Raw genomic sequence first — 24,813 nt, 5'->3', positions numbered from 1 at the left:
TTGGAATAAACCGATTATACCGCAGCCGCCCTGAAAGGGTAACGCTCTATTTGATCCAAAAAAAGACCGTTTCCTTGGCGGAAACGGTCTTCGTTTACTCCGAATCGCGGGTAAAATAAGCTTCGGCCCGCCGACTCGCCCAGAACGAGAACCCGAGGAACGCCGCTACATAGAGCAGCTCGTACGGCCGCTCGATAAATCGGCCGAGATCGTGTCCCACATACGATACGGCCAGCACCATAATCGCTTTGCCACAGGCGATCGCCAGCAGAAAAGCAAGCTTCGGCATCCGCACGATCGCCGCCGCAGTGTTAACGATCGCGAAGGGTCCCACGGGCATCATGCTCAGGATAAAAACAAAGCTGAATGCGTTGCGGCGCGCCCACAGCAGGCTTTTTTGCGCTTTGGGACGCTGCGACCAGCGCTGGAAGTAAGGCCGCGACGCGATAGCACGCACGATCAGGAACGTCGTCATACAGCCCGCGATCAGCCCGATCCACGAATACAAAAAACCGAGCCACAACCCGTACGCCGCCGCGTTCACGCCTACGATCACCGCGGTCGGCAGCGGGGGAACAAACGATTTCAGAAACGTCAGGAAAATGCCCGGCAGCGGGCCAAGCGCGCGGAAACGTTCGATCCATTCGCGCAAATGTTCTTCCGTCATATACGATAAAAGGTCCATATTCAGCAAGAAGGTACTCCTTTGCGGGTTACTGGGCCGGACTTGTCCGGTATATCCGCTATTATAGCGGGTAAACGGACTTTTTTGCCGTGAAATTGTGTATTTTCTTGCCGCACGCCGTATCGCTCGCCTGCCGCCGAGGGTAATCCTTCCCATACGGCCGGAAGCGGAAGATCCGCGGCCCGGCAATCCACTACACGGAGGTCTTGACGATGAACGAACCCCGCGATCCGCAGCTTTTTTATTTTGAAGACGACGGCATTCTGCCCAATAATCCCAAACTGCCCGTGATTTTGTACCCCGGCGCCCTGAGCGGCAAGCCCGAATGGGCCGAATCGGTATTCAACGGCTGCGGCTGGCACAACAGTTGGGAGAACGGCGTGTTCGACTACCACCACTATCACAGCAACGCACACGAAGTGCTTGGCGTGACGCACGGTACGATCCTGATCAAGCTCGGCGGCGAGAACGGAAGCTCATTCGATCTGCAGGCGGGCGACGTGATCGTGCTGCCGGCCGGTACCGGACACAAACGGATTACGGCAAGCGCGGATTTCCGGATTGTGGGCGCCTATCCCGAAGGAATGGACTATAACACGCAGCTTGAGAACGACGGACGGCGCGAGCAGGCGATCGAAGAAATCGCCCAGGTTCCGCTTCCCAAAACCGATCCCGTATACGGCGACAAAGGCCCTCTGCTGGAGCATTGGCAGATTCGTTGAGCCGTCCGAACATATTTCTGTCTTCGTATAGAGAGAGCCGACTTTCCGCTTCAATCTATGGTATGATTTTCTTGCCTTTACAGCGGCGGAGTCGACGCCTCTATACGAATCATTACTTTAACAGACAGGAGTTCCCACGTTCATGAATGCCGCCTTTTCTACCTTTATCGCGCTGTTCGCCATTTCGGGTGTGCTCAGCATTTTGCTTGCTCTGTATGCTTCTTTGCAAAAGACACGCTTCTCGGGCATGCACTTGTTCGTCTGGATGTCCATCGCGACCGCGATCTATACCTTCGGCAGTTCGTTGGAACTGGCCAGTTCGTCGCTTGGGAACATCAAATTCTGGATTGCATTCGAATATTTCGGACTGCCGTTCATCTCGCCGCTCAACCTGCTGGTCATCTTCCATTATGTAGGGCGAGAACGGATGATGACGCCCCGCGCGACCGCCGCTTTCCTCGCTCTGCCCGCCCTGACCTGCCTGCTGATGCTGACCAACAACCTGCACGGACTCGTCTATCAACAAATGGAACTGCGCGCCGACGCCCCATGGCCTCTGGCCGAATTTGCGATGGGCCCGTGGTATGTCGTCAACGGCAGCTATACGCTGGGCTGCGGCGTGGTCGGCATGTGGCTGCTGGCCCGCCATCTGCGCCAGACGCTGAACGTCTACCGCAAGCAGACCGCTACCATGCTGGTCAGCTTGTTTCTGCCGATCGGCGCTTCCCTGATCTATATTATGAATCTCACGCCTTACCATATCGACCCGGTTCCCGCTACCATGAGTCTGACCAATTTGCTGTACTGCTGGGCGCTTCTCTCGGGCGGCATGCTCACTTCGACTCCGGTCGTGCGCGAAAATATTCTGGAGAGCATGCGCGACGGCGTACTGGTAATCGATCCGGCCGGACGGATCGCCGATTACAACAAAGCCGCTTCCCTGCTGTTTCCGTTCCTCACTTCCCAGCTGATCGGCGAACGTGCGGCGGACGTCTTCCCCAAGGAAAGGCTGCGGACGGAAGATGCCGATATGCAGTTTCTCGAAGCGGAAGAAAGTCAGATCGAATGGCTGGCGGATCACGAACTCCGCTTCTACCGGATTCGTTCATCCCCTGTCTTGCACAAGCGGGGAGGGGGAGCGGCCGGAAGAACGGTGGTCATCTTGGACGTCACCGAGAATGTCCGGCTTCACCGCAGACTCGAACGGATGGCTACCCATGACGGCATGACGCAGATCTACAACCGCTCGCACTTTGTGGAATGCTCGGAACAGCTCCTTGCCGATTCGCGAAGCACCCTCGAACCGCTGACGATCGCTCTGCTGGATATCGACCGATTCAAGTTGGTCAACGACAGCTACGGACACGACGTGGGCGACCATGTGATTCGGCATGTCGTGCAGACCTGCCAAGCCCATCTCGGCGAACGCGATGTCTTCGGCCGCTACGGAGGGGAAGAATTCGCCTTGTGCATGCCGGGTCGGCCTACTGCGGACGCTTACCGTCTGCTCGAGCGCATCCGTCTGGGGCTGGCCGCCGAGCCGGTCAAGACCGCTGCCGGAGCGGTCGGAGTGACCGCAAGTTTCGGCCTGGTGGAAGCCCGGCCCGATCAGCCGCTGAAAGTACTGACCAAGCTGGCGGACGATGCCCTGTACGTCGCCAAACAGAACGGACGCAATCAGGTCCGGATCGCCCCGGACGGGCAGGGGCCGGCAGACGAGAATATCGCCCCTTCTCCGCACGGATCGCCGAACGCATAGCCGTAGGTCTGCACCGGAGATGGCCAGCCTTTACGAATAATGTACAGAAAGAAGGGATTCCGTATGAAATTCGAACACTATGTCCAATATGACGCGGTCGGTCTGGCCCAGCTGCTGGGCAGCCGGGAAGTCTCCGCCGTCGAACTGGCGGAAGCCGCGCTGTCCCGGATGGATCAAGTCAATCCGTCCCTGAACGCCGTCGTCCGCGACCGGCGCGAAGCGGCTCTGGCCGAAGCGGCGGCGGCTCCTGCCCCAAGCGCGGAACGCCCTTTTGCCGGCGTACCCTATCTGCTCAAAGACATTTCGCAGGCGCTTGCGGGCGAACCGCTCACTTCCGGTTCGGCTCTGCTGCAGGGCAATGTCGCGCGACGCGACTCCAATTACGTCGCCCGTCTGCGGGCCGGCGGCCTGATCCCGCTCGGCCACACGAACACGCCCGAATTCGGGCTCAAGAACATTACCGAACCGGCCCTGTACGGGCCGGCGCGCAATCCGTGGAATCCGCAGTATTCCCCGGGCGGCTCCAGCGGCGGCGCGGCGGCCGCGATCGCCTCGGGTATCGTGCCCGCCGCGGGTGCCAGCGACGGCGGCGGTTCGATCCGCATCCCGGCGTCGTTCACCGGCTTGTTCGGCCTCAAACCGACGCGCGGCCGCACCCCGGTCGGCCCCGGAATCGGCCGCCAATGGCAGGGCGCGTCGATCGACTTCGCCTTGTCGCGCACCGTGCGCGACAGCGCCGCGCTGCTGGACCTGCTGCAAATTGTGCAGCCCGAAGCCGCGTTCCAGACGCCGCTCTATCCGGGCGTCTACGCCGAAGACATGCTCGCGCCTCATCCGCACCCGCTGCGGATCGCTTTTACAACCGCTTCGCCGGTCGGCACACCTGTCGGCGACGATGCCGTACAGGCGGTACTCAAGACCGTCAAATGGCTGGAGCAGCAGGGCCACCATGTCGAAGAGAAGCTCAGCCCCGTCAACGGCGTGCGGCTGATGGAGAATTATTACACGATGAACGCGGGCGAGGTGGCTGCCATGTTCATCTCGCTGGAGCGGATGCTCGGCCGGGCCATCCGTCCGGATGAAGTGGACATCATCACGTGGGTCTTTGCCGAAGCCGGCAAAAACGTCTCCGCCGCCGAATTCGTGCACAGTCTGAACGAATGGGACGTCGCCGCGGCGCAGATGGCCGAACTGTCGGCCCGTTACGACCTGTACGTCACGCCGGCCAGCGCCTTCCCGGCTCCGCGCGTCGGCGAACTGACGCATACGCCGGAGCAGGCTGCTCCGTGGATGACGGTAAGCGAGCGTTCTGCGGGCGAGCAGCGGCAGATGCTGTACGATATTTTCGAACGCAGCCTGACCTATACGCCGTTCACCCAGCTTGCCAATCTGACCGGCCAGCCCGCGACCAGCCTGCCGCTGCATCTGACCGAAGACGGTCTGCCGCTTGGCGTGCAGATGATCGCCGCCAAAGGCCGAGAAGACCTGCTGCTGCGCATCGCCGCCCAGCTGGAACAGTCGGATCTGTGGGTCGGGATGAAGGGTAATCCGATGCTCGGCTGATCCGCTTCCGAATATCAAAAGCCGCTTCCGGACCGCCTGCGGTCGGGAAGCGGCTTTTTGTTGTTATTCCGAGACGAACCAGGCTGCGACAATGCGTCCGTCCTGCGTCTCGTAGATCGCGGCGGCCTGCGTCCGCGTATCGGATCCGGCCTGCGTCACTTCCTCGTGATCGATGACCCGGCTGCCGATCACCATACGGTTTACCAGCTTCGCGTGCACCTTGTCGATCTCGAAGCGTTGGCGGTAGCGTTCCCGCATCGCGGCGCGTCCTTCGGCGATCAGCGCCCCGTCCGGCAGCCGGTACAGCTTCGCATCCTCGGCGTATACCTCCAGAAACCCCTCCAGGTCGTGGGCGTTGTAGCGGTCGAGCTGGCGCTGGGCCAACTCTTCGGCGGTCTCGAATTCCGGTTCCGTCATGTTCTTCTTCCTCTCCATGGTTTCATCTGCTTCGAGCTCTCCTTTATTGTACCCTCAAGCGGATCGCAGCGGCATCCTTCGTCTTCGCCCCCGCCCGATTGCCCGCTGCCGTTTTCGTGTAATAAAATAACGAGACATCTTAGCGCCGTGCGAGGAGGATTTTGCATGATTACCATCGGACTTACCAATTTCAGCGACCATGACGAGCTGTACGGCAAAAAGAAACCCGCCGAACGGCTGCAAGCTTACAGCGAAACGTTCAAACTGGTCGAGCTGGACAGTTCATTTTACGCGATCCAGCCGGTCAAAAACTATGAAAAGTGGGTCTCCCAGACCCCCGACGATTTCGGATTCGTGATCAAAGCCTACCAGGGCATGACCGGGCATCTGCGCGAGAAAAAGAATTATTTCGACACGCCGGAAGAAATGTTCGCCGCTTTTCATACCAGTCTTGCGCCCGTGATCGAAGCGGACAAACTGACGATGACCCTGTTCCAATACCCGCCCTGGTTCGACTGTACCCGCGAGAACGTGGAGAAGCTGCGCGTCACGCGCGAATTCATGAAAGACGTTCCGTGTGCGCTCGAATTCCGGCATCAATCCTGGTACTCGCCGCAGTTTCAAGACAAGACGCTCGATTTCATGCGCAAAGAAGGCTGGATCCAGACGGTCGTCGACGAGCCCCAGGCCGGCAGCGGTTCGATTCCGATCATCGCGCATGCGACCAGCGACGAAGCGACCTATGTCCGGATGCACGGACGCAACGTCGGCGGCTGGCACAAGAGCAGCGATCCGAACTGGCGCAAGCTGCGCTATCTGTACCGCTACAATACCGAGGAATTGACCGAGTGGCGCGACATTCTGCTCGATCTGGACAAGCAGAGCAAGCACGTCTACGTCGCGTTCAACAACAATTCCGACAAGGATGCCACGCCCAACGCGCTGGAGCTGATGGAACTGCTGGGCCAGCCGATTCCTCCGGGAGCGCCTTGGCCGCCGCAGGAGATATCCGAAGAAATGCCGGCAGGCAGCAAGTCGGAACCGCAGGACGAACCGCAGCAGGAGAAACTTTTCTAACATGCAAAAAGACCGCTCCTACGCCTTGAAGGCGAAGCCGGAGCGGTCTTTGTGATAGGCGTCCGTATTCGGTTTCGTTTCCCGCGCTTTACTTAAACCATTTCAGGCGTTCTTCGAGCGGTTTGAACTGCTTCTCGCCGGCCGGTGCGGTCGGCTTGCCGAACGGCATCTGCGCGATCAGCTTCCAGCTCTCCGGAATGTCCCATTCCGCTTTGACTTTCTCGTCGATCAGCGGATTGTAATGCTGAAGCGTAGCGCCGTAGCCTTCGGCTTCGAGCAGGGTCCAGATCGCGTATTGATGCATACCGGAAGACTGCTGCGACCAGATCGGGAAGTTATCCTGATAAGCCTGGAACTGCTCCTGCATCGCGCGGATCACCGATTCGTCTTCGAAAAAGAGAAGGGTGCCGTAGCCCGCTTTGAAGCTGTCCATTTTTTCCTGGGTCGGTCCGAAATTGCCTTCCGGCACGATTTCTTTCAGAATGGCCGTCGTGAAATCCCACAGTCTGTCATGATGCTCGCCGAGCAGCACGACAACGCGCGCGCTCTGCGAATTGAACGACGATGGCACATGCAGCAGCGTCTGCTCGATCAAATCGCGAATTTTGTCGTCGGATGCCGTCTGTTCCTTGCTGATTCCGTAGATACTGCGTCTGTTCTTCATCAGTTCCAGCATATTTTCGGTCGTCAACCTAAACGCCTCCCCAAAGTTAGTCCGCTCCCGCATTTGCACGCCAACGGCCCAATTCATCATTACCCCAGCCGACCTCCTTTCCAAGCAGGCATGACCAATTTCTCCCTTTTCCCCAAGTAAGCGCTATCCAAATCGATACTTTCGTAAAAAGGTTCTTCTTCGTTTAAGCCCCCTGTTCTTTTGGGTAACTTGTATTAGTCCTTATTAGCGAGCGAGTACCCTTCCAACTCTTAATCCGAGGTTTACGTTTTCCTGAACTAACCATTCCGTCGGAGACTTCGTACACGCTTCAAGTACGAAATCTCAGGAGAGCGTAACCTTACCTTTAGTGTTCAAGGTACAAGTACCTTGACCGGCTTTATGACCGATGACCCGATGCCCCGGCATCTTTTTCTAAATTCCCGGCCTGATGGCATCCGGCTTCCCATTCGTACTTGGATGGACATCCGCATACGCAGCCGCACCCCAAACGAATTCGAGGAGGTTTTTTTATCATGCCCGCCAATCACACGATGATGCAATTTTTCGAATGGCACGTAGACGCCGACGGACAACACTGGAACCGACTCAAAGAAATGGCTCCCGAACTCAAACAATGGGGCATCGACTCCGTCTGGATTCCGCCCGTCACCAAAGGGCAATCCGCGGAAGATACCGGCTACGGCGTATACGACCTGTACGATTTGGGCGAGTTCGACCAAAAAGGTACGGTCCGCACCAAATACGGCACGAAAGAAGAACTGAAAAGCGCAATCGCGGCCTGTCACGAATTCGGCATCGCCGTCTACGTCGATCTGGTCATGAACCATAAAGCCGGCGCGGACGAAACGGAACGCTTCAAAGTGGTCGAAGTCGATCCGAACAACCGCAACGAAGTCATCTCCGAAGAACCGTTCGAGATCGAAGGCTGGACCAAATTCACATTCCCGGGCCGGGGCGATCAATACTCCGCTTTTAAATGGGATGCCCGCCACTTCAACGGCACCGACTTCGACAATGCGACCGGCAACAACGGCATTTACCGGATCGGCGGCGAAAGCCGCAGCTGGGACGACAAGGTGGACAGCGAGTTCGGCAACTACGATTATCTGATGTTCGCCAATATCGATTACCGGCTGCCGGAAGTCCGCGAAGAAATGATGGAATGGGGCCGCTGGCTGGTGGACACGCTGCAATGCAGCGGCTACCGTCTGGATGCGATCAAGCATATCAACCATGACTTCATCCGCGAATTCGCGGGCGAAATGATCCGCAAGCGCGGCGAAGATTTCTATATTGTCGGCGAGTTCTGGAACAACGATCTGAACGCCTGCCGGGAATTCCTGGATAACGTCGATTACCGGATCGATCTGTTCGACGTCGCCCTGCATTATAAGCTGCATGGGGCGTCACAGGCAGGCAGAGACTTCGATCTGACGACGATTTTCGACGATACGCTGGTCCAGACTCACCCGACCAATGCGGTCACCTTCGTGGACAACCACGATTCGCAGCCGGGCGAGTCGCTCGAATCGTGGATTGACGACTGGTTCAAGCAGAGTGCGTATGCGCTGATCCTGCTGCGCCGCGACGGGTATCCGTGCGTGTTCTACGGCGATTACTTCGGGATTGGCGGCGAGAACCCGATCGAAGGCAAGAAAATGGCGATCGACCCGCTGCTCTATGCCCGCTGCCAAAAAGCATACGGCGAACAAGTCGACTACTTCGACCACCCGAACACGATCGGCTGGGTACGTCTCGGCAGCGAAGAAGTCGTCGGTTCAGGCTGCGCGGTCGTGATCTCGAACGGCGACGAAGGCGAGAAAAGAATGAACGTCGGCGCGGAACGTGCTGGCGAAGAATGGATCGATCTGACCCAAACGCGCGAAGAAAAGATCGTGATCGAAGAAGACGGCTTTGCCACCTTCCCGGTCAACGGCGGCAGCGTATCCGTCTGGGCTCTTCCCGAAGAAGACCGCGGCATGGACTGTGCGGCGGACGAGTAAGCTTGAACGGCGGGCTGTGAACCGCCTCGGGCAGCGCGTCTAACCCCGGGAACAGGAAGCCAAGCCCGCTCCTTTTTGAAAAAACCCGTTATCCGTGAATGCGCAGTGAAGCGCATTCGCAGGTAACGGGTTTTTGGGTATTTCAGTTTCGCAGCCGTATCCTTTATACCCAGCGGATCACGTCGTCCACAGTCCGGCGCGTCTGCGGACGGGGTTCGGCCGTCCGGTATCCGAACGCTGCCATCACGCTGACCCCGTAGGTGCCGTCTTCAAGCAGGCCGGCTTCTTCGAGTACGACATCCAGCTTCGCACGGTCGAAGCCTTCGATCGGGCAGGAATCGATACCGATCTGCGCGGCGGCCGTCATCATGTTGCCAAGCGCGATATACGTCTGCTTGGATGCCCAGTCGAACAGGCTGCGCTCGTCATTCAGATCCATATGTTCCTCTTGGAACGTTTTGTAAAAATCGGTCATCATCTTCTCGACGATCTCCGGCGGATATTTCTTGACTTCGAGCATCTGCCGCTTCATATAGGCGGAATCGTACCGCACGTCGCGGCGGGCCAATATCACGACAAAATGGCTGGCCGTCGGCAGATGTCCCTGCGCGCCCCAGGAGACCGGACGCATTTTCTCGCGCAGTTCCGGGTCCTGCACCACTACGAACTTCCACGGCTCGAGACCGACCGAGCTCGGAGACAGACGCCCGGTTTCCAGAATAAAGTCGAATTCGTCGGCCGGGATTTTCCGGTCGGGATCAAAAGTTTTGGTTGCGTGTCTGAATCGGTAGGCATCCAGGATTTCACGCCGTTTTGTTTCGCTGCTCATGAGGTAGACCGCCTTTTTGATCGATGTGTAAATCGATAATTAGTTACTTTTAATTACCGATACATTCTATCGCTTTTGCGCTCTCGGGTCAATCGACAAAGATCGTGGGTCCCCGCGTTTTCTCATTCCGGTTGACAAGTTCGGCCCGGCTGATTGGTCCGATTTCGATCGTTTCGCCGGTATCCGCCGCATAACGGAATACGCGGAACGATTCCTGCGCTCCTTTGTAGGTCTCGCCGACAAAGTCGAACATCCGGCCGTCGGCACTCCACTGGAAGCTGGAAGCATTGACAACGGTGTTCTTATCGGGAATCGCAGCTTCGAACAGCCGCGCATTGTCCAGGTTATACATACCCGTTTTCATTTCCCCGATCAGCCCGTACCCGAACGCCAGGATATGACCGCCATGGTTGACCGAATTGGCGGGCATCCAGGCCGCTCCGTGGATAACTTCGACGAATCCGTATCCTTCCTGCTCAAGCTCTTCGTTCAGGTTGCGCAGCTGCCCGCTTGCCAGGTCCACGATAAAAAGTTTGGTGCTTTCGTGATAGCCGGCTTCGATCGCCGCGTAAGAACGATCCGGCGAGACGGTGACGGATTCGACCGTTTCGGGCGTCTCCGGAAAGTCGATCGCTTGGGGAAGCGACGGCGCTTCGATCCGCAGCGACTCAAAATCGGCGGTGATCACTTCGGCCTGATCGTAATATTTCGAGACGCCGGCCGTGACAACGACCTCTGCGTTGATCCAGCGAATCCGGTTCTTTTCTATGCTTCGAAGAGTTTCCCTCCTATCCGGCGCCGACGGTTCAGAGATACCCTGCTTTGCCGCCGAGGCTTCGGCCGAACGTGCCGGAGCGGCCGATTGGACGGAAGGCGACGCTTGGCTTGTTACGGTCTCATTCCTCATGCGTTCGCCCTGCTGACTGCAACCGCCGAGCAGGAGAACCGCCGCGGCGACTGCTGCGCCTAGCCGAAGAAGCGGTCTTTTCGAATTCTGCTTGTTCATGGTTGCACCTCCGATTGATCGAGTGCGCGCAGCACGCCGTTGATTTTGTTATCGTAAACGAATGGACGTTCATGGCTTCCGCTGGTCCAGTAGAGCACGACAAACCCTCCCCCGGCGAAGACATGCGGATAAATATCCGCTTGGATGCCGTTTTCCGCCGACCGCGGTTCCTGGGCAAATTTCTTCGCTTCTTCCGCGGCCCGGTCCCGGCTGCCAAAGTCGAACAGCGTCAAACGTTCGGACCGCTCCGCATTTCGGGAATCGCGGTCGAAGATCAGTTCCTCCGCTTCGACTCCGTTCATAGGCTGGTCGTAGAACGGAACATCGGCATCCTGCAGGCCGGTCAGCCTCAGTCCTTTTTCGGCCAACCGCTCCCTCAACGCTTCGATTCCGATCGAGTCTTCGGCCGCTTCCTGTTCTTTGCCCTGCGGGAGAGCCTGAGTCGCGGAAGCCGCAGGCCTGATCCGCTGCGCGCCTTGGTTGGCTTCGAAGAATCGAAGGATGGAATCGGCCGCCTCGCCGTATGCAGTGCCCTCAAGAGACATCTCCAGCTGCCGCAGCGTATCGTTCTGTGGATTCTGCGAATAGTAGACGGCTCCGCTGGCTACAACCCCATCTCCTTGGCGTGTCCAGTCATAACGGGCAAAGCCCGCTTCCCCGTCCTCATTGGCATACTGCGAGCGCAGCGCCAATCCTTCGTAGGTCTGCACCGGGAACCCCTGCCGCTCGGCCCAGGTCTGACGATCGGGGAAATACGTGCCGATCCCCGAGGCCACGCTGCCGCCGCTGAACGTTTCCGTATACCGGAGCCGTTCTCCCGGATCTCCGGGGTTTCTCTGTTCCGGGTTCCCCGCTTTATCCGGATTGATGAATTCCGCGCTTACGGATCCATTGGCCCCGATCACGGCTCTTTCCGGTGTCCAACTTCTCGGCGCAAGCAGCACATAACCTTCTCCGGTGTCGGGGCGCTGCACGAGAACGGCCTGCAGCATTTCGGCTTCTTTGGCGGTAAGGGCAAAGGTCATGTCCGGAAGCTCGGGAATGCTGTCGGTTTGCGCTTCTCCGATAGCCAGTTCGGCTCGCAGAAGGCGCAGGGGGATCGAGACGGTGCCGGCTGTGCCGCCGTCCGCCTTTTTCTCGGGAAACTCTATCCGGGTCGTCTGCGCCGCTTCCTCGGGGAATGTATGGCTTTCCGCTGTTCCATTTGGCTGGGAAGCCGGCGGTACGCCGACCGAAGACTCGGGCGGAATCTGTCTCAGCCCTTCCAGCACCCCGCTTCTCTCCGCTGCGAACCCTCCGGCGAGCAGCGCGGCTCCAAGCACAAGAACCCCTGCACGGCGGCGCAGCAGCGCTGCACGGCCAGAATCGGCTTTCACTTGCTGCTCTACTTTTCTCATCATCTGCGGCGTAAACGAATTTTTGCGGAAAGGTTTCGGCTTCAGCTCTTTTTCCCAGTCGATGTCTTTTTTTGTCATGCTTCGCCCCGCTCCTTTTCCCATAATTCGGACGCTTTGCCCCGTGCCCGCTGCAGTCTCGTCTTCGCCGCCGATACCGTGATGCCAAGGGTTCCCGCCAACTCTTCCATCGTCATGGCATAATGCGCCTGCAGCGTGAGAATCTCCCTGTATTTCAGCGGCAGCTTCAGCACGATCGCCCAGACCTCGCTGGTCAGTTCTTCCCGCAGAAACTCCGTTTCCGCCGATTCCGCCGTGTTCGTCTCGGGCATGAAACCGGGCAGCGTCACTTTCCGCACAAAGGCCAGGCGACGATACGAATACCATCGGTTGCGCGCGATCCGCAGCAGCCAGCTCTTGAGCGAAGCTTCTCCGCGGTACGTTCCGAGATATTTATAGGCCCGGATAAACGTTTCTTGGGCAAGATCGTCGGCAAGTTCCCGGCTGCGGGTCATGATATAGAGGAAGTTCCACACGTCTTCCCCGTAGGTTTCCATAATCGGTTCCAAGTCGTCCGCCGTCATGGATACCTTGCCTTGCCATTCGTATGCCATGCCGCCCCTCCTTCTCTTCTACTCAAACTGACCCCGGAGCCGCAGGAAAAGTTGCCGGATTTGCAAAAAAAGGAGCGCATAACAAAAACCCCGCATCCGGCAGCTGCCGAACACGGGGTTCTGATGAAACTTCTATTTCGGTAGGCGTCCGTTACGCAAGAGCGAACCCTTGAAGCGATAACGGCTTGCTGCGGCTGCAGACTTCTAGACGCTGACGTCAAAGTTGCGGCCGACTTTGGCCGTTCTCGCCGGTTCCGAACGGTTCTCCCAAGGAGGAATCGTTCCCGGCGCCGCCGGAGGCGCGTAGAGCGAACCCAGCGATTCAAAAGACCCCAGCATGGCGCGGGCGTAATCGTCCCCGCCTCTCGGAGCTTTTGGCGTTACGGCCGCTGCCGCTTCTACCGGAGATTCTTCTTCCGACTCTTCGGGAAGAGAAAACGCCGGCTGCTGTTGAGGCTCGTCATACTCCCGGTCCGGACGGCCTTGTACCGTAAATTCCGGTCGTTCGCCGTTCGCCGTATCCAGCAGCGCGATATGGCGTTCGAGCAGTGCGATATGGCGCCGGATACGCATAGCCCGCTGTTCGCGGTCCTGCTCCGAAGCGGGAAGCTGAAGAACACGGGAAAGCTCGATCTCCAGACTGGCTTTGCGGTTCTCGAGTGGTGCCTTGCCGTGGCGGCTCGGCGTGTACGAAGAATTCAGTGCCGGCAATCCGCCGATCGGAACAATGGAGCCCATTCTGCCTTGTATACTGCTCATCGAAGCCATCCGCCTTTCCTTTTTTTCAAGAATGAAAAACGTCGAATGCCGAATTTGCAACCTGTCCAACCGTACAGTTCGTCAACAATCGAAACTGTCTCTGCTGATCACGTGGGCTCGACAGGCACAACGGTTCGTGGCCGGAGCAGGTCAAATACAACTGAGAAGGATGTCGGTTCCGTATCATTACCCGGTTTTTGGCGCTTGTAACGGGAAAACCAAAAAAACTCTCCAAATTCTATAAAATTTGTCGGAGCGCCGGATCCTGTACAATGGGTTATCGGTTGGCCTGGGCCCGTACGGCCTGAGCCGTAACCTGCACGGCAATACGCAGAGCTTCGAGCAGTGTCTCCTGGGGAAGCGAAGGCAGCGAAGGCTTGAGTGCGGCGAGACGGGTGGAAGCCGGAAAATGGATAAATCCCGCAAGCGCCTGCGATTTTTCCGTGTTCAAATCATCCAGCAGCGCATACATCGTATTGTTGCAGATATACGTTCCGGCCGTATTCGATATCGCCGAAGGAATCCCCGCCGCGCAGAGCGCCTGCGAGATTTCGCGGATCGGCAGCGTCGCAAACTGTCCATCCGGTCCTCCGGCGCGAATCGGTTCGTCTCTCGGACTGCGGCCCGCATTGTCGGCATACTGCTCCGTGTCCTTGACGTTGATCGCGATCCGCTCCGGAGTGACGGCCGTTCTTCCCGCCGCCAGACCGCAGGCGATCACGGCATCCGGACGCAGCCGCTTCACTTCGTCCAGAAGCGCTCCCGCTCCCTCATCGTAACGGACCGGCAGCAGCAGCGTGTGCAGTTCTACATCCGTATATCCTTCTCCCAAAAAGCCGACGCCGATCTGCTCCAGCAGTTCCTGCGTCGGATTGATCGGCGATTCGCCGAACGGTTCAAAGCCCGAAATCAAAATATTCATCTCTATTCTCCTTTGTCGTCGATAAATCGGTCTTAAGACCGAGTCCTTTTCAACCTGCTGCACGAGGCGCCGGTCCGCACATCAAGCTATAGTGAACCTAAAGAGTCTACAGGTCGTCAGATTCAACTTACAGAACGGACTCGGCACGCTTGACCGGTACATAAATATAAAATATAGAGGAGAGGTTGTTATGTCAAAAAAAGCGATTTTGGGTCCGCTGCTCATTTTGTTGGGGGCTTACCTGCTGCTCGGCCAAGGAACCGGAATGAATTCGGGTATGATTTTCGGCTATTTCTGGGCTTCGCTGTTCATCCTTCCGCTGGGGCTGTTCTTCCATTGGATGTATTTCTCGATGACGCACGGACGCGCTCCCGGCCTATTGATTCCCGGCGGGATTCTGGTGACGGTCGCGATCGTATGCCAGGCCGCAATGCTGTTCGACAGTTGGGATGTCATGTGGCCGGGATTCATTCTCGCGCCGGCCGTCGGTCTGTTCGAATTCTACTGCTTCGGAGGCCGCAACCGCTGGCTGCTGATCCCTATCAATATTCTGACGGTGCTGTCGCTGCTCTTCTTCGCGGTATTCTCGATCGAAGCGCTGACGACACGCACATTCATGGAGCAGCCTCTGCTGGCTTTTGTACTGATCGTGCTGGGCGCTCTCCTGCTCTTTCCTTTCAGCAAAAATGCCAAAGCCAAAATCTGATCGGCTTCCGTACCGGACTCCGGTCCGCCGGAGCCGAACGCCGCGCACAGCGAAAAGCCCCGTTTGTTCGCACCGAGCGAAAAACGGGGCTTTCGTCTGCCGGTGAAGCTTCTCCCGCTTGCAGGGAAGCTTCACCGGCCGTACTCAGGAACTCTTCAGCGCTTCGATCAGCAGCTGCGTATAGGCTCTTGCACCGGCCGGCATCAGGTGGACGCCGTCCCGTGCAAAATAGTCGTCGCGTCCGGCACTGGCCGAATACCAATCGATCAGAAGAACCCGGTCGTCACGCTGCGCGGCGCGTTCCAACGCGCTGTTGACGACACTCTCCCAAGGACGCGGTACGCGGGTATTGACCAGAATGATCTTCTTGGCTTCGGGCAGCTTCGCCAGCAGGCCGTCGAGCTGTTCATCCGTAAACGAACCGTTCGTACCCAGCTGGATCACGACCGTCGCTCCGATCTCTCCCTGCGCTTTCAGCTGGTCGATCAGTGCCGGTGCCTGCGACATCTGGCGGCCGACCAGTCCGTCGACCTGGATTCCCGGCAGCTCGGCCGTCAGGTACGGCTCGATATCGAGCATAACCGAATCGCCGATCGCCGTCATACCTACCCCGGTTCCCGCCGGCAGCGGACTGCCGGATGCGTCGTCCGCGGCCTCCGCTCCGGTGCCGGCGGACGTCTGCGCGGTGTCCGCGGCCGGAGTCTGCACGGCAGGGGTATCCGTGCCGGCATAAGGCGTCTGCGCTTCGGCCGGAGGAGCCAGGCGGTTCATAGCGAAGCCAAGCACCAGCACAAGCGCCGCGGTTCCCGCGAGCGTCCGAAGCAGCCGCTTGCGGCCGATATCGGGTTCGCGCATGACCCGCTTCCACCATCTGCCGAACGCGCCGGTACGTACCGGCTGCTCGATATAGCGGTACGACAACGCCGCAAGCACGAAGCTGACCAGCAGCTGCAGCAGAATACGGGTCATGTTCGGTCCGCCCGTGTTGACGAGCGGCGTCGTCAATACGATCACGGGATAATGCCACAGATAGAGTCCATAGGAGCGCGCGCCGATCCAGCGCAGCGGCTTGGCGCCGAGTAGGCTGCCGAGCCGGCAGGCCGGATGGGCCAGCGCCGCCACCAGAATGGTGGTGGCAAGCGACAGCAGAACCATACCGCCGCGGTACAGGAACGTCCCGTAGTCGTTGGACTTGAAGATCAGCACCGCGATCACGATCAAGCAGACCGTCGCCGTAATATCGAGCGTCTTCGTGGCCGATTTGGAGATATTGGTCTTCAGTTTGCGGCTCGGCCAGACCACAGCCAACGCCGCGCCGATCAGCAGCGAGAACAGCCGCGTATCGGTGCCGTAATAGACACGGCTCGGATCTTCGCCCGGATGGTACATGATCCCCATCGCGAGTGCCGAAGCCAGCGAGAGCCCAGCCAGCACAAGCGCAAGCTTACCCCGGTTCTTCTGGGCAAGGATAAGTCCGATCCCGAGCAGCACCGGCCAGAAGATATAGAATTGCTCTTCGACCGCCAGCGACCAGAGATGGCCAAGCGGCGACAAGGGACCGAAGCTCTCGAAGTACGAAACTTCGTGGAAGATCAGCCACCAGTTGCTGTAATAGAACAAGGCGGCCGGAACATCGCCGAGCATCGCCGGAAGCCGGCTCCGATCGACCAGAATCGACCACAAGACCGTCGCCAGCACGACTGCCAGCATCGCCGGAAGCAGCCGTTTGGCCCGGCGGATCCAGAAATCCTTCATATCGAAGCGGCCGGTCCGGTCCCACTGCGCCAGCAGGATATCCGTAATCAAGTAGCCCGACAATACGAAGAACATGGTTACACCCAGCAGTCCTCCCGGTGCCCACTGCGTATGAAGATGATAGAAAATGACGGCCAGCACCGCAAGCGCACGCAGTCCGTCCAGTCCCGGCATGTATCGGCCCGCACCCGGCTTGGGCTGCTCAGCCGCCGGGTCACGGCGCCGAGGCGGCGGGGAATCGTTTCCGGCATAACGCCGATTTTCGCTTTTCGCCTCGTTGCCTGCATATCGTCCGTTGCTCATGGCCTCTGCCCTTTCGACATATCGAATAGTCCGATTTTTGAAAATCTAAGTTCTATTATAGCAGGCCCCCGATGGATATCTAGAATGAAGCTGGAGAAAGTTTACAGGAACGTGCGAAACATTTGAATTTTAACTGAGCAACCGATAAGATAAGCGGGATTGCGCAGTATACCGATTACCTTGACCAACCCTAATCAGAGGGTTACTTCCGCCTGAAACGTACACGCTTTAGGTGCGATTCAGGCGAGAGTAACCTTACTTTTAACTTGGTCAAGGGACTATGCCGAAAGCGAGGCTCAACTTTATGTTCGAATGGATTCGGGAATTGGACTTGTTCTGGCAGTACGCGGCTCTCTTTCTTCTGGCGGCCGCCCCTTCACTCGATATTTTTATCGTCGTTCCTCTCGGCATCCTCTGGGGTCTTCCCCCGGTTGCCGTCTCGATCATCGGATTCGCGGGCAATTTCCTCATGGTGATCCTGATCGGATTGTTTTTTGCACGGGTATCCGCATGGATGGAGCGTCAACGTCTCAAGAAAGGCCGGACCACTTCTTCCAAAAGAGAAACGCGGGCCAGGCGAATCTGGGAAAAATACGGCGTGCCCGGTCTGGCTCTGGTCGCTCCGGCTATGGTCGGAACCGATATCGCCGCGGTACTCGCCCTGTCGTTCGGTTCTTCCCGGCGTTGGGTGATGGGCTGGATGGCGGTCAGTCTGACCGTATGGACCGTCATTATGGCCGTCGGTTCCGTGTACGGATTGAGCTACGCGAAGCAGTAACCTCCTTCCCCCGAAAGCCTTCTCTGGCTTACCGGACTCAAAAACCCGTTTGCGCCCAGGCGCAAACGGGTTTTTTTGGGTGATATTTTGAGGCACACCGATTTTAACTTTACGAACCGTTCATTTTGAACTGAAGGAACAGCTCGTTGTAACGGACCAGCATCTTTTTTCCCAGATTTTCGTACACTTCAAGCTGCGCCGTCAGCTCGTCGGACGGATAGAAACGCTCGTCGCCCGAAATCTCTTCCGGCAGCAGCGCAAGCGCCGCGTCGTTCGGCGTCGAATACCCGACATACTCCGTATTCTGCGCATTCACTTCGGGCTCGAGCATAAAGTTGATAAACGCCATCGCCCCGTCGATATTCTGCGCCGTTTTCGGAACGACCATATTGTCGAAGTACAGATTGGAACCTTCTTTGGGCACCACATAGTCGAGTTCTTCGTTCTCGCCCATGATCTCCGAAGCGTCGCCCGAGAATACGAGTCCCGCCGCCGCTTCGCCGTTCGCCAGCAGCAGCTTGATCTCGTCGCCGACGATCGCTTTGACGTTCGGAGACAGCTGCATCAGATGATCCAGCGCCTGCTGCAGATGGGCTTCGTTCGTATCGTTCAGCGAATACCCCTGGCTGACAAGCCCGGTTCCGACCACTTCCCGCGCTCCGTCCGTCAGCAGAACGTCGTTGCGGAGCGTCGGGTCCCACAGGTCTTCCCAGCTCTCGAAGGTCAGATCCGTCAGGTTGGGGTTATAGACCACGCCGAGCGTTCCCCAGAAATACGGCATCGAATAGGCGTTGCCCGGATCGAACGACAAATCGAGGAACTTGGGATCGATATACTTCATATTCGGAATCTTGGCGTGATCGAGCGGAATGAGCAGTTTCTCTTCCCGCATCTTCTCGATCGCATAGTCGGACGGAATCGCCACATCGAACGTGGTACCGCCCTGCTCGATCTTGGTCAGCATCGCTTCGTTCGAATCGAACGTCTGGTAGATGACCGTGATGCCCGTCTCCTCCTGGAACCGGTCGAGCAGTTCGGGATCGATATAATCGCCCCAGTTGTAGATGGTCAGCGTATTGCCGCTGCTGTAGCCTTCGCTCGAGTTCAAGCGGTTCGCCAGAAACATCAGCGCGAAAGCCACGACCAGAATCAGAATCAGCGTGCGCGTCATGGATTTCATTCCGGCACCCCCATTCTTGCGGCCGCATCGGCCAATTTGCGCTTTTCACCGCGGCGCATCGAAATGTAGTACGCCACCACGAGGAACACGGTGAACAGGAAGATCAGCGTGGACAGCGCATTGATCGACAGCGAGACGCCCTGCCGCGCCCGCGAGTAGATTTCGACGGCAAGCGTCGAATATCCGCTGCCCGTTACGAAGAACGTAACGGCGAAATCGTCGAGCGAGTAGGTCAGAGCCATGAAGAAGCCGCTGAAAATACCGGGACGGATAAACGGCAGGACGACCTTGGTCAGCACGTCGCGTTTGCTCGCGCCGAGATCGCGCGCCGCGTCGAGCAGCGTTGGGCTCATCTCCTGCAGTCTCGGCAGGATCATCAGCACCGTGATCGGGATACTGAAAGCCACGTGCGAGATCAGAACCGAGGCGAAGCCCAGCTTGACGCCCACCATCGTAAACAAGATCAGGAACGAAGCGCCGATGATGACGTCGGGACTGACGATCAGCACATTGTTGAGCGACAGCAGCGTATTCTTGAGCCGCGCACGCCGGATATTTTCGATCGCGAGCGATCCGAATACCCCGATGATCGTCGCGATCGTCGAAGACAGCAGGGCGATGACCAGCGTATTGATTACGATGATAATCAACCGGGTATCCGCGAATACTTCTTTGTAGTAATCCAGCGTGAAGCTCTCGAAGCCGTGCATCGTGCCGCCGCTGTTGAACGAATAGAACATCAGGTACAGGATCGGCGCATACAAAACGGCGAAGACCAGTACCAGATACAGATTGGAAATTCCGTTTTTCTTTCTCATTTGCGCACCCCCTTCCGGCTGCCGCCGGTGAGGAACATGATAACGGCCATCGCGACGATCAGGAATACGGCAACGGTCGAACCCATGCCCCAGTCCTGCGTGACCAGAAAGTGCTGTTCGATCGCCGTACCGAGCGTGATGACTTTATTGCCGGCGATCAGACGCGTAATCATGAACAGCGACAGCGCCGGGATAAACACGGAGATGCAGCCCGATTTGACGCCCGAGAGCGTCAGCGGGAAAATGACCCGGCGGAACGTGATCCAGCTCGAAGCGCCCAGATCGCGGGCGGCATCGGTGAGAGACACGTTCAGTTCTTCGAGGGCGTTATAGATCGGCATGATCATGAACGGCACGAAGATATAGATCGACACGAACACGAAGCTTCCGCTTGTAAACAGCAGCTGCTGCTCGCCGAATCCGATCGATCCGAGCAGCGCGTTGATCGGACCGTTCGTGCCGAAGATGCCGATAAACGCATACGTCTTGAGCAGCAGATTAATCCAGGTCGGCAGGATGATGAGGAGCAGCCACAGCTGCTTGTGCTTGGTCCGCGTCAGCAGATACGCCGCCGGATACGCGATCAGCAGCGAGAACAGCGTAATGAGGAACGCATACCAGAACGAACTCAGCGTCATGCTCAGATAGACGGGAGTGAAGAAATCCGCATAGTTCGACAGGGTAAAATGCCCCGACACATCGAACAGCGAATAATAGACGACCAGCACGACAGGCGCGATTACAAACAGCACGACCCACAGATAATACGGAATATAAGCGAGCGACCGCGCGTTTACGTTGTCCTTACCTTTCATTCGCGCCGACCCCGGTTTCTTCTTCGTCCTCCTCGTAAGCCTCGAGCCGGCGGTCGAATTCTTCTTCCGTTTCGCCGAACCGCATCACGTGGATCGCTTCCGGATCGAACGTCAGTCCGATGCGGGCGCCGACTTCGGCGCGTTTGGTGGAGTGTACAAGCCATTCATGCCCGGAATCGTCGTAGCAGCTGATCTCGTAATGGACACCCCGGAACAGCTGCGAATCGACGCGGACCTGCATCTTGCCGGCTTCCGGCGTCGTGATCTCCAGATCTTCCGGACGGACGACGATCTCGATCGGTTCGCTGGGCCGCAGCCCGGCATCGACACATTCGTAGCGCTGTCCGTTGAATTCGACCAGATAGTCTTCGATCATGACACCCGGCACGATGTTCGATTCGCCGATAAAGTCGGCCACGAAGCGGTTGATCGGCTCGTCGTAAATATCGTTCGGCGTACCGCTCTGCTCGATCCGGCCCTGGTTCATGACGAAAATATAATCCGACATCGCCAGCGCCTCTTCCTGATCGTGCGTGACGAAGATGAACGTGATGCCCAGACGCTGCTGCAGCTCGCGCAGCACGTACTGCATCTCGGTACGCAGCTTGAGGTCGAGCGCGGAGAGCGGCTCGTCGAGCAGCAGCACTTCCGGCTCGTTCACGATCGCCCGGGCGATCGCCACGCGCTGGCGCTGACCGCCGGACATCTCGGTAATCCCGCGGCTTTCGTAACCGTCGAGATTGACCATTTTCAGCGCTTCAGCCACTTTGGCCGCCACGACGTTCTGCTTCATTTTTTTGATCCGCAGGCCGAACGCGACGTTCTCGAACACATTCAGATGCGGGAAAAGGGCATAGTCCTGAAATACGGTATTAACCTGTCTTTTCTCGGGCGGTACTTTGTTGATGACCCGCCCGCCCAGATAGATCGAACCTTCCGTCGGCTCCATGAAGCCCGCGATCATGCGCAGGATGGTCGTTTTGCCGCAGCCCGAAGGACCGAGCAGCGTGTAGAACTTGCCCCGCTCGATTTCGAAATCAATCTTTTTGAGTACGGTGAGTCCGTCTTCGTACTGCTTCGTTACGGACTCGAAACGAATGATGTGTGGATCTGCGATGATGAAACCCCTCCTCTGGCAACAGGATATCCGGACCCCGATCGGCTCCGGTTGTTTTCTGTTATTCGGCTGTATCGTTAACCTGTTTCTAACCGTTATTCTATAGAAAAAAACGCATAAACGCTACATTTCTATGTATGCGGACGTCGCTTTCTTGGTCAAAATCCCTGAAAACCGTCAACTTCCAGTCTGATCCTAAAACTTGTATTTGCGCATAATCGGCACGCCGACCCGGTTCAGCAGAGACGACAGCAGCGCCCAGCCTGTTCGGCGCCAGGGCGGCAGATGCCGATCGTATACCGCGCTGTATTCAATCTCCGCTTCCGCGCCGCGGTTGCGTTTGAACTGCGCCGCTCCTGCACTCTCGTGCAGCAGCCCGCCTTCTTCCGCCGCCAGACTCAGCAGCAGGGCCGACAGCATGCGGTACAGCCCGGTCTCCTGCGCGATGCCCGTATCGTAGCCGAACACGGGCGTCGTCATGATGCCGCCCTGCAGGTAATAACCGAGTACGGCGTCGAGCCTGCCGCTTGACCGGGAGCGCAGCGCATACAGCTTCAGCAGTCCCAGGTGCAGCGCCTGTTCGAAGAACAGCGGCGTGAACACCGGGTTGTGCGACGAGTATTTGTCGATATACAGCATCCGGTACAGCTCGGCCAGACGCGGCGCGTCCGCGGCCTGCAGCCGATCGGGGCCGCAGACGTCATACCCGTGTTTGTCCAGCAGCCGATAATCGCGTTTGTGGAGCCAGCGGGCTTTGGACGGAATCTTGTCCGGCGCATCGTATAGATAGACCTGCCGGCTCGGTACAAGCCGGAAGCCCTTGTCGGTCAGCGTATCGAGATACACGGGCGTCGTGCGGCGGTTCAGCGACCGGAAAACGATCGAATGGTCGGGGAACTCCCGAAGCAGCATCTCCACCGCCGAAGAGATCGCTTCCGCGTCCAGTTCCGGATAGAGATTCGTCGACAGCAGGCGATTGTTGACCTGTACAGCCCGATTGAACCGCGAAGCCTTGAGCAGCAGTCCGGCCGGCGTCAGCAGGGCCCCCAGCGCCGCCCGGGCCGCGCGCGACTCCAGCATGGACAGTTCTTCGCGCGCATAGCTGATGTAATGCGTGTACGGAGAGAATACGTAGGAATCGCCGTATTCCCGATCGCCCACGCTGAGCGGAAGCGTTACGCCAAGCGCTTCATGCCTCAGGGCGCGCAGCGTCGTATCCACGTTCGCGATCAGCGCCGGGACACTCCGGCTCTGCATGGCGGCCAACCAGCGGAGCGTGGACGCTTCGTCCTCCGTCAGGCTGCCGTAAGCCGAAGGGCCGCCCGGTACAGCTCGGTTTGGCGCTTCAAGACCCGGCAATTCGGCGCCTCGTGCCTCGCGGCCTGGCGAATCGAGACCTGACGAATCGAGGCCCGGGGCACCCAGGTTCTCTTTTTCCGCCAACCAACGTTCCAGGTTCTTGCCTTCATACAGGTTCCATCCGGTCATTTACCGCAAACCTCCTCTGGATTCGTCTCAACTTCACGGCTCCGGGCACGAAGGCGTAAGGCACAAATTCCGTGTCCGGCACGGCCGCGCCGATTCGCGCACACAGCTTGACCAGCGCGAGACGGACTTCGGATTCGATCCGTACGCGCTCTTCTGATCCTTCCCCGGCAGCCGTGTCCAGCTCGACAAGCAGGCGAGTCGGCGAATTTAAGGTCGCCCGGTACGCTTCCACCCGATCCGACGCGCCGATGATGGCACGCGAGACATAATCCGGAAACAGCGTCACGAATCCCGCGCCGTCCGCCGCAGGCAGCACGAACAGATCGTCGCTGCGCCCTTCGATCCGCTCAATCGCGGCAAAAGGCGACCCGCAGGCACAATTATCCGCGCTCTCGGTCAGCAGATCGCCCAGACGATAGCGCACGATCGGCTGGGAGAAGCGGACAAAGTCCGTTACGATCGGTAAGAACGTTTTGCGCTCCGCATCTATGTATTCTTTTTCGATATGGACGACGTCTTCGTTAAGATGCAGCGTACCGTGACTGCAGGAGGCGCCCAGAAAACCTTCGGTACATTGGTACACCTGATGGATGCGCAGGCCGAAGCTTTCCTCGATCACGCGCCGGTCCAGCGGGTCGAGCACCTCCGCCATCGACACTAGATGTCCGGGCGAGATCTTCAGCCGGCCCGCCCGGACTTCGCCAGCCAGCAGACGCAGCATCGACGGAGGCGCGGCCAGTACACTCGGACGCTGCGCGTTCAAACGCTGCACATGCCGCTCCAGGGGATGCAGCAGATCGTAGAATTCGAACGCCACCCGGCGGCTGCGCACCGATCCGTACAGATTGCTGTCAGCCCGCAGGAAAAAGGCGATCGTGTGCCCTTGAAGCAGCGGCCCGGGCAGCACGCGCTGCAAAATGGTTCCCGTCCAAGCCAGACGTTCCCTGCGGCTGACGAGAAACAACCCCCGGCTGCCCGACGTGCCGGACGACAGGCCGATCGTCAGGCCGCCGATCTCCGGCGTAAAATCGCGTGTGCGTTCCGCTTCCAGCGCCAGATTCATCGCGTCATCGCGGCGGATTCCCGCCGTGTTCAGCGTATCGAAACGCTCCATCATGATCTTCTTGTCGATCTGCGGGAAACGCCGCCAGTCCCGCACGTCGATCCCTGCCCACAGCTCCCGGTAAAAAGGCGACGCGGCGCGCACCCGTTCCAGATGGCGGATCAGGCGGGGCTCGCGCCAACTCTCCAGCTTGCCTCGATCAAGGATCGAGGCACGTTTGCGGGCGGCCAGATACTGCATAAGAATATGTAGGGAATCGGTATTCATGAGCAGGTTACTCCTTTCAAGACCCAGGATTTCAACGTCTATCTCTGCCGCAAACTCTCTCGCGCAGCTCCGTTGGGTGAAAGTAAACTTAATGCAG

The 24,813-nt window shown here is 58.2% G+C and carries 23 protein-coding genes; 7 read left to right on the top strand and 16 right to left on the bottom strand.

The window, feature by feature from the left end:
* Positions 1-94: 94 nt before the first annotated feature.
* A complete protein-coding gene (locus HRQ60_RS05665; RefSeq protein ID WP_425501625.1) occupies positions 95-685 on the bottom strand; it encodes a TVP38/TMEM64 family protein in 591 nt (196 codons plus the stop codon).
* A 212-nt stretch (positions 686-897) separates the two neighbouring features.
* Here HRQ60_RS05665 and HRQ60_RS05660 point away from each other — a divergent pair, with 212 nt between their 5' ends.
* From HRQ60_RS05660 to HRQ60_RS05650, 3 genes are all read left to right on the top strand, one after another.
* Positions 898-1,407 carry a cupin domain-containing protein gene (locus tag HRQ60_RS05660; protein WP_172194660.1) on the top strand — a complete coding sequence of 170 codons (510 nt, stop codon included), beginning with the start codon at positions 898-900 and terminating at the stop codon, positions 1,405-1,407.
* Positions 1,408-1,549: 142 nt separating this feature from the next.
* Complete coding sequence (locus tag HRQ60_RS05655; RefSeq protein WP_172194659.1) at positions 1,550-3,166, top strand: histidine kinase N-terminal 7TM domain-containing diguanylate cyclase; 1,617 nt, start codon at positions 1,550-1,552, stop codon at positions 3,164-3,166.
* Between the two features lie 63 nt (positions 3,167-3,229).
* Positions 3,230-4,729 carry an amidase gene (locus HRQ60_RS05650; protein WP_172194658.1) on the top strand — a complete coding sequence of 500 codons (1,500 nt, stop codon included), beginning with the start codon at positions 3,230-3,232 and terminating at the stop codon, positions 4,727-4,729.
* 63 nt (positions 4,730-4,792) lie between these two features.
* On the opposite strand, the gene HRQ60_RS05645 is transcribed toward HRQ60_RS05650, so the two are convergent.
* The gene (locus HRQ60_RS05645) at positions 4,793-5,146 is read right to left on the bottom strand and encodes a nuclear transport factor 2 family protein (RefSeq protein WP_172194657.1); all 354 of its coding nucleotides are present in this window, start codon (positions 5,144-5,146) and stop codon (positions 4,793-4,795) included.
* Between the two features lie 165 nt (positions 5,147-5,311).
* Here HRQ60_RS05645 and HRQ60_RS05640 point away from each other — a divergent pair, with 165 nt between their 5' ends.
* Entirely contained in the window at positions 5,312-6,223 is a 912-nt protein-coding gene (locus HRQ60_RS05640) for a DUF72 domain-containing protein (RefSeq protein WP_172194656.1), read from the top strand.
* A gap of 88 nt (positions 6,224-6,311) precedes the next feature.
* Here the strand turns inward: HRQ60_RS05640 and HRQ60_RS05635 are convergent, their stop codons facing one another.
* Positions 6,312-6,899: a nitroreductase family protein gene (locus tag HRQ60_RS05635; RefSeq protein WP_172194740.1), complete on the bottom strand. Its 588-nt coding sequence runs from the start codon at positions 6,897-6,899 to the stop codon at positions 6,312-6,314.
* Positions 6,900-7,411: 512 nt separating this feature from the next.
* Here HRQ60_RS05635 and HRQ60_RS05630 point away from each other — a divergent pair.
* Positions 7,412-8,902, top strand: coding sequence for an alpha-amylase (locus HRQ60_RS05630; protein WP_172194655.1), 1,491 nt, complete (start codon positions 7,412-7,414; stop codon positions 8,900-8,902).
* A 163-nt stretch (positions 8,903-9,065) separates the two neighbouring features.
* Here HRQ60_RS05630 and HRQ60_RS05625 read toward each other — a convergent pair whose 3' ends face one another.
* The 6 genes from HRQ60_RS05625 to HRQ60_RS05600 all read right to left on the bottom strand — a co-directional run bounded on the left by HRQ60_RS05625 (position 9,066) and on the right by HRQ60_RS05600 (position 14,426).
* Positions 9,066-9,731, bottom strand: coding sequence for an NAD(P)H-dependent oxidoreductase (locus HRQ60_RS05625; RefSeq protein WP_172194654.1), 666 nt, complete (start codon positions 9,729-9,731; stop codon positions 9,066-9,068).
* A gap of 88 nt (positions 9,732-9,819) precedes the next feature.
* Entirely contained in the window at positions 9,820-10,737 is a 918-nt protein-coding gene (locus HRQ60_RS05620) for a hypothetical protein (RefSeq protein WP_172194653.1), read from the bottom strand.
* Positions 10,734-12,212: a DUF4850 domain-containing protein gene (locus HRQ60_RS05615; RefSeq protein WP_172194652.1), complete on the bottom strand. Its 1,479-nt coding sequence runs from the start codon at positions 12,210-12,212 to the stop codon at positions 10,734-10,736. Before HRQ60_RS05615 ends, HRQ60_RS05620 begins: the two co-directional genes overlap by 4 nt.
* Positions 12,209-12,745, bottom strand: coding sequence for an RNA polymerase sigma factor (locus tag HRQ60_RS05610; protein WP_172194651.1), 537 nt, complete (start codon positions 12,743-12,745; stop codon positions 12,209-12,211). Before HRQ60_RS05610 ends, HRQ60_RS05615 begins: the two co-directional genes overlap by 4 nt.
* Positions 12,746-12,949: 204 nt before the next feature.
* A complete protein-coding gene (locus tag HRQ60_RS05605; RefSeq protein ID WP_172194650.1) occupies positions 12,950-13,504 on the bottom strand; it encodes a hypothetical protein in 555 nt (184 codons plus the stop codon).
* A gap of 277 nt (positions 13,505-13,781) precedes the next feature.
* The gene (locus tag HRQ60_RS05600) at positions 13,782-14,426 is read right to left on the bottom strand and encodes a pyroglutamyl-peptidase I (protein ID WP_172194649.1); all 645 of its coding nucleotides are present in this window, start codon (positions 14,424-14,426) and stop codon (positions 13,782-13,784) included.
* A gap of 190 nt (positions 14,427-14,616) precedes the next feature.
* On the opposite strand from HRQ60_RS05600, the gene HRQ60_RS05595 reads away from it, so the two are divergent.
* A complete protein-coding gene (locus HRQ60_RS05595; protein WP_172194648.1) occupies positions 14,617-15,132 on the top strand; it encodes a hypothetical protein in 516 nt (171 codons plus the stop codon).
* Between the two features lie 144 nt (positions 15,133-15,276).
* Here HRQ60_RS05595 and HRQ60_RS05590 read toward each other — a convergent pair whose 3' ends face one another.
* A complete protein-coding gene (locus HRQ60_RS05590) occupies positions 15,277-17,190 on the bottom strand; it encodes an acyltransferase family protein (RefSeq protein WP_172194647.1) in 1,914 nt (637 codons plus the stop codon).
* A gap of 304 nt (positions 17,191-17,494) precedes the next feature.
* On the opposite strand from HRQ60_RS05590, the gene HRQ60_RS05585 reads away from it, so the two are divergent.
* Positions 17,495-17,968, top strand: a complete 474-nt coding sequence (locus HRQ60_RS05585; protein ID WP_172194646.1) for a small multi-drug export protein — start codon at positions 17,495-17,497, stop codon at positions 17,966-17,968.
* Between the two features lie 109 nt (positions 17,969-18,077).
* Here the strand turns inward: HRQ60_RS05585 and HRQ60_RS05580 are convergent, their stop codons facing one another.
* The 6 genes from HRQ60_RS05580 to HRQ60_RS05555 all read right to left on the bottom strand — a co-directional run bounded on the left by HRQ60_RS05580 (position 18,078) and on the right by HRQ60_RS05555 (position 24,716).
* A complete protein-coding gene (locus HRQ60_RS05580; protein WP_172194645.1) occupies positions 18,078-19,148 on the bottom strand; it encodes an ABC transporter substrate-binding protein in 1,071 nt (356 codons plus the stop codon).
* Positions 19,145-19,966 (bottom strand): ABC transporter permease, encoded by an 822-nt coding sequence (locus HRQ60_RS05575; RefSeq protein WP_172194644.1) that lies wholly within the window; start codon positions 19,964-19,966, stop codon positions 19,145-19,147. The genes HRQ60_RS05580 and HRQ60_RS05575 overlap by 4 nt, the downstream gene beginning before the upstream one ends.
* A complete protein-coding gene (locus tag HRQ60_RS05570) occupies positions 19,963-20,781 on the bottom strand; it encodes an ABC transporter permease (protein WP_172194643.1) in 819 nt (272 codons plus the stop codon). Before HRQ60_RS05570 ends, HRQ60_RS05575 begins: the two co-directional genes overlap by 4 nt.
* Positions 20,771-21,898, bottom strand: a complete 1,128-nt coding sequence (locus HRQ60_RS05565; RefSeq protein WP_172194739.1) for an ATP-binding cassette domain-containing protein — start codon at positions 21,896-21,898, stop codon at positions 20,771-20,773. Before HRQ60_RS05565 ends, HRQ60_RS05570 begins: the two co-directional genes overlap by 11 nt.
* 195 nt (positions 21,899-22,093) lie before the next feature.
* Positions 22,094-23,386: a GNAT family N-acetyltransferase gene (locus tag HRQ60_RS05560; protein ID WP_172194642.1), complete on the bottom strand. Its 1,293-nt coding sequence runs from the start codon at positions 23,384-23,386 to the stop codon at positions 22,094-22,096.
* Positions 23,364-24,716 (bottom strand): F390 synthetase-related protein, encoded by a 1,353-nt coding sequence (locus HRQ60_RS05555; RefSeq protein WP_172194641.1) that lies wholly within the window; start codon positions 24,714-24,716, stop codon positions 23,364-23,366. Before HRQ60_RS05555 ends, HRQ60_RS05560 begins: the two co-directional genes overlap by 23 nt.
* Between the last annotated feature and the right edge of the window lie 97 nt (positions 24,717-24,813).

This window comes from Saccharibacillus qingshengii, from assembly GCF_013185195.1.
Classification (GTDB): Bacteria; Bacillota; Bacilli; order Paenibacillales; family Paenibacillaceae; genus Saccharibacillus; species Saccharibacillus qingshengii.
Note: the sequence above shows the minus strand (reverse complement) of the source record. Positions and strands in the feature narration are given on the sequence as shown.

Bases quoted from the DNA above. Each gene is read 5' to 3' on its own strand.
- HRQ60_RS05665 (WP_425501625.1), bottom strand. From the start codon at position 685: ATGGACCTTTTATCGTATATGACGGAAGAACATTTGCGCGAATGGATC.
- HRQ60_RS05660 (WP_172194660.1), top strand. From the start codon at position 898: ATGAACGAACCCCGCGATCCGCAGCTTTTTTATTTTGAAGACGACGGC.
- HRQ60_RS05655 (WP_172194659.1), top strand. From the start codon at position 1,550: ATGAATGCCGCCTTTTCTACCTTTATCGCGCTGTTCGCCATTTCGGGT.
- HRQ60_RS05650 (WP_172194658.1), top strand. From the start codon at position 3,230: ATGAAATTCGAACACTATGTCCAATATGACGCGGTCGGTCTGGCCCAG.
- HRQ60_RS05645 (WP_172194657.1), bottom strand. From the start codon at position 5,146: ATGACGGAACCGGAATTCGAGACCGCCGAAGAGTTGGCCCAGCGCCAG.
- HRQ60_RS05640 (WP_172194656.1), top strand. From the start codon at position 5,312: ATGATTACCATCGGACTTACCAATTTCAGCGACCATGACGAGCTGTAC.
- HRQ60_RS05635 (WP_172194740.1), bottom strand. From the start codon at position 6,899: ATGCTGGAACTGATGAAGAACAGACGCAGTATCTACGGAATCAGCAAG.
- HRQ60_RS05630 (WP_172194655.1), top strand. From the start codon at position 7,412: ATGCCCGCCAATCACACGATGATGCAATTTTTCGAATGGCACGTAGAC.
- HRQ60_RS05625 (WP_172194654.1), bottom strand. From the start codon at position 9,731: ATGAGCAGCGAAACAAAACGGCGTGAAATCCTGGATGCCTACCGATTC.
- HRQ60_RS05620 (WP_172194653.1), bottom strand. From the start codon at position 10,737: ATGAACAAGCAGAATTCGAAAAGACCGCTTCTTCGGCTAGGCGCAGCA.
- HRQ60_RS05615 (WP_172194652.1), bottom strand. From the start codon at position 12,212: ATGACAAAAAAAGACATCGACTGGGAAAAAGAGCTGAAGCCGAAACCT.
- HRQ60_RS05610 (WP_172194651.1), bottom strand. From the start codon at position 12,745: ATGGCATACGAATGGCAAGGCAAGGTATCCATGACGGCGGACGACTTG.
- HRQ60_RS05605 (WP_172194650.1), bottom strand. From the start codon at position 13,504: ATGAGCAGTATACAAGGCAGAATGGGCTCCATTGTTCCGATCGGCGGA.
- HRQ60_RS05600 (WP_172194649.1), bottom strand. From the start codon at position 14,426: ATGAATATTTTGATTTCGGGCTTTGAACCGTTCGGCGAATCGCCGATC.
- HRQ60_RS05595 (WP_172194648.1), top strand. From the start codon at position 14,617: ATGTCAAAAAAAGCGATTTTGGGTCCGCTGCTCATTTTGTTGGGGGCT.
- HRQ60_RS05590 (WP_172194647.1), bottom strand. From the start codon at position 17,190: ATGAGCAACGGACGATATGCAGGCAACGAGGCGAAAAGCGAAAATCGG.
- HRQ60_RS05585 (WP_172194646.1), top strand. From the start codon at position 17,495: ATGTTCGAATGGATTCGGGAATTGGACTTGTTCTGGCAGTACGCGGCT.
- HRQ60_RS05580 (WP_172194645.1), bottom strand. From the start codon at position 19,148: ATGAAATCCATGACGCGCACGCTGATTCTGATTCTGGTCGTGGCTTTC.
- HRQ60_RS05575 (WP_172194644.1), bottom strand. From the start codon at position 19,966: ATGAGAAAGAAAAACGGAATTTCCAATCTGTATCTGGTACTGGTCTTC.
- HRQ60_RS05570 (WP_172194643.1), bottom strand. From the start codon at position 20,781: ATGAAAGGTAAGGACAACGTAAACGCGCGGTCGCTCGCTTATATTCCG.
- HRQ60_RS05560 (WP_172194642.1), bottom strand. From the start codon at position 23,386: ATGACCGGATGGAACCTGTATGAAGGCAAGAACCTGGAACGTTGGTTG.
- HRQ60_RS05555 (WP_172194641.1), bottom strand. From the start codon at position 24,716: ATGAATACCGATTCCCTACATATTCTTATGCAGTATCTGGCCGCCCGC.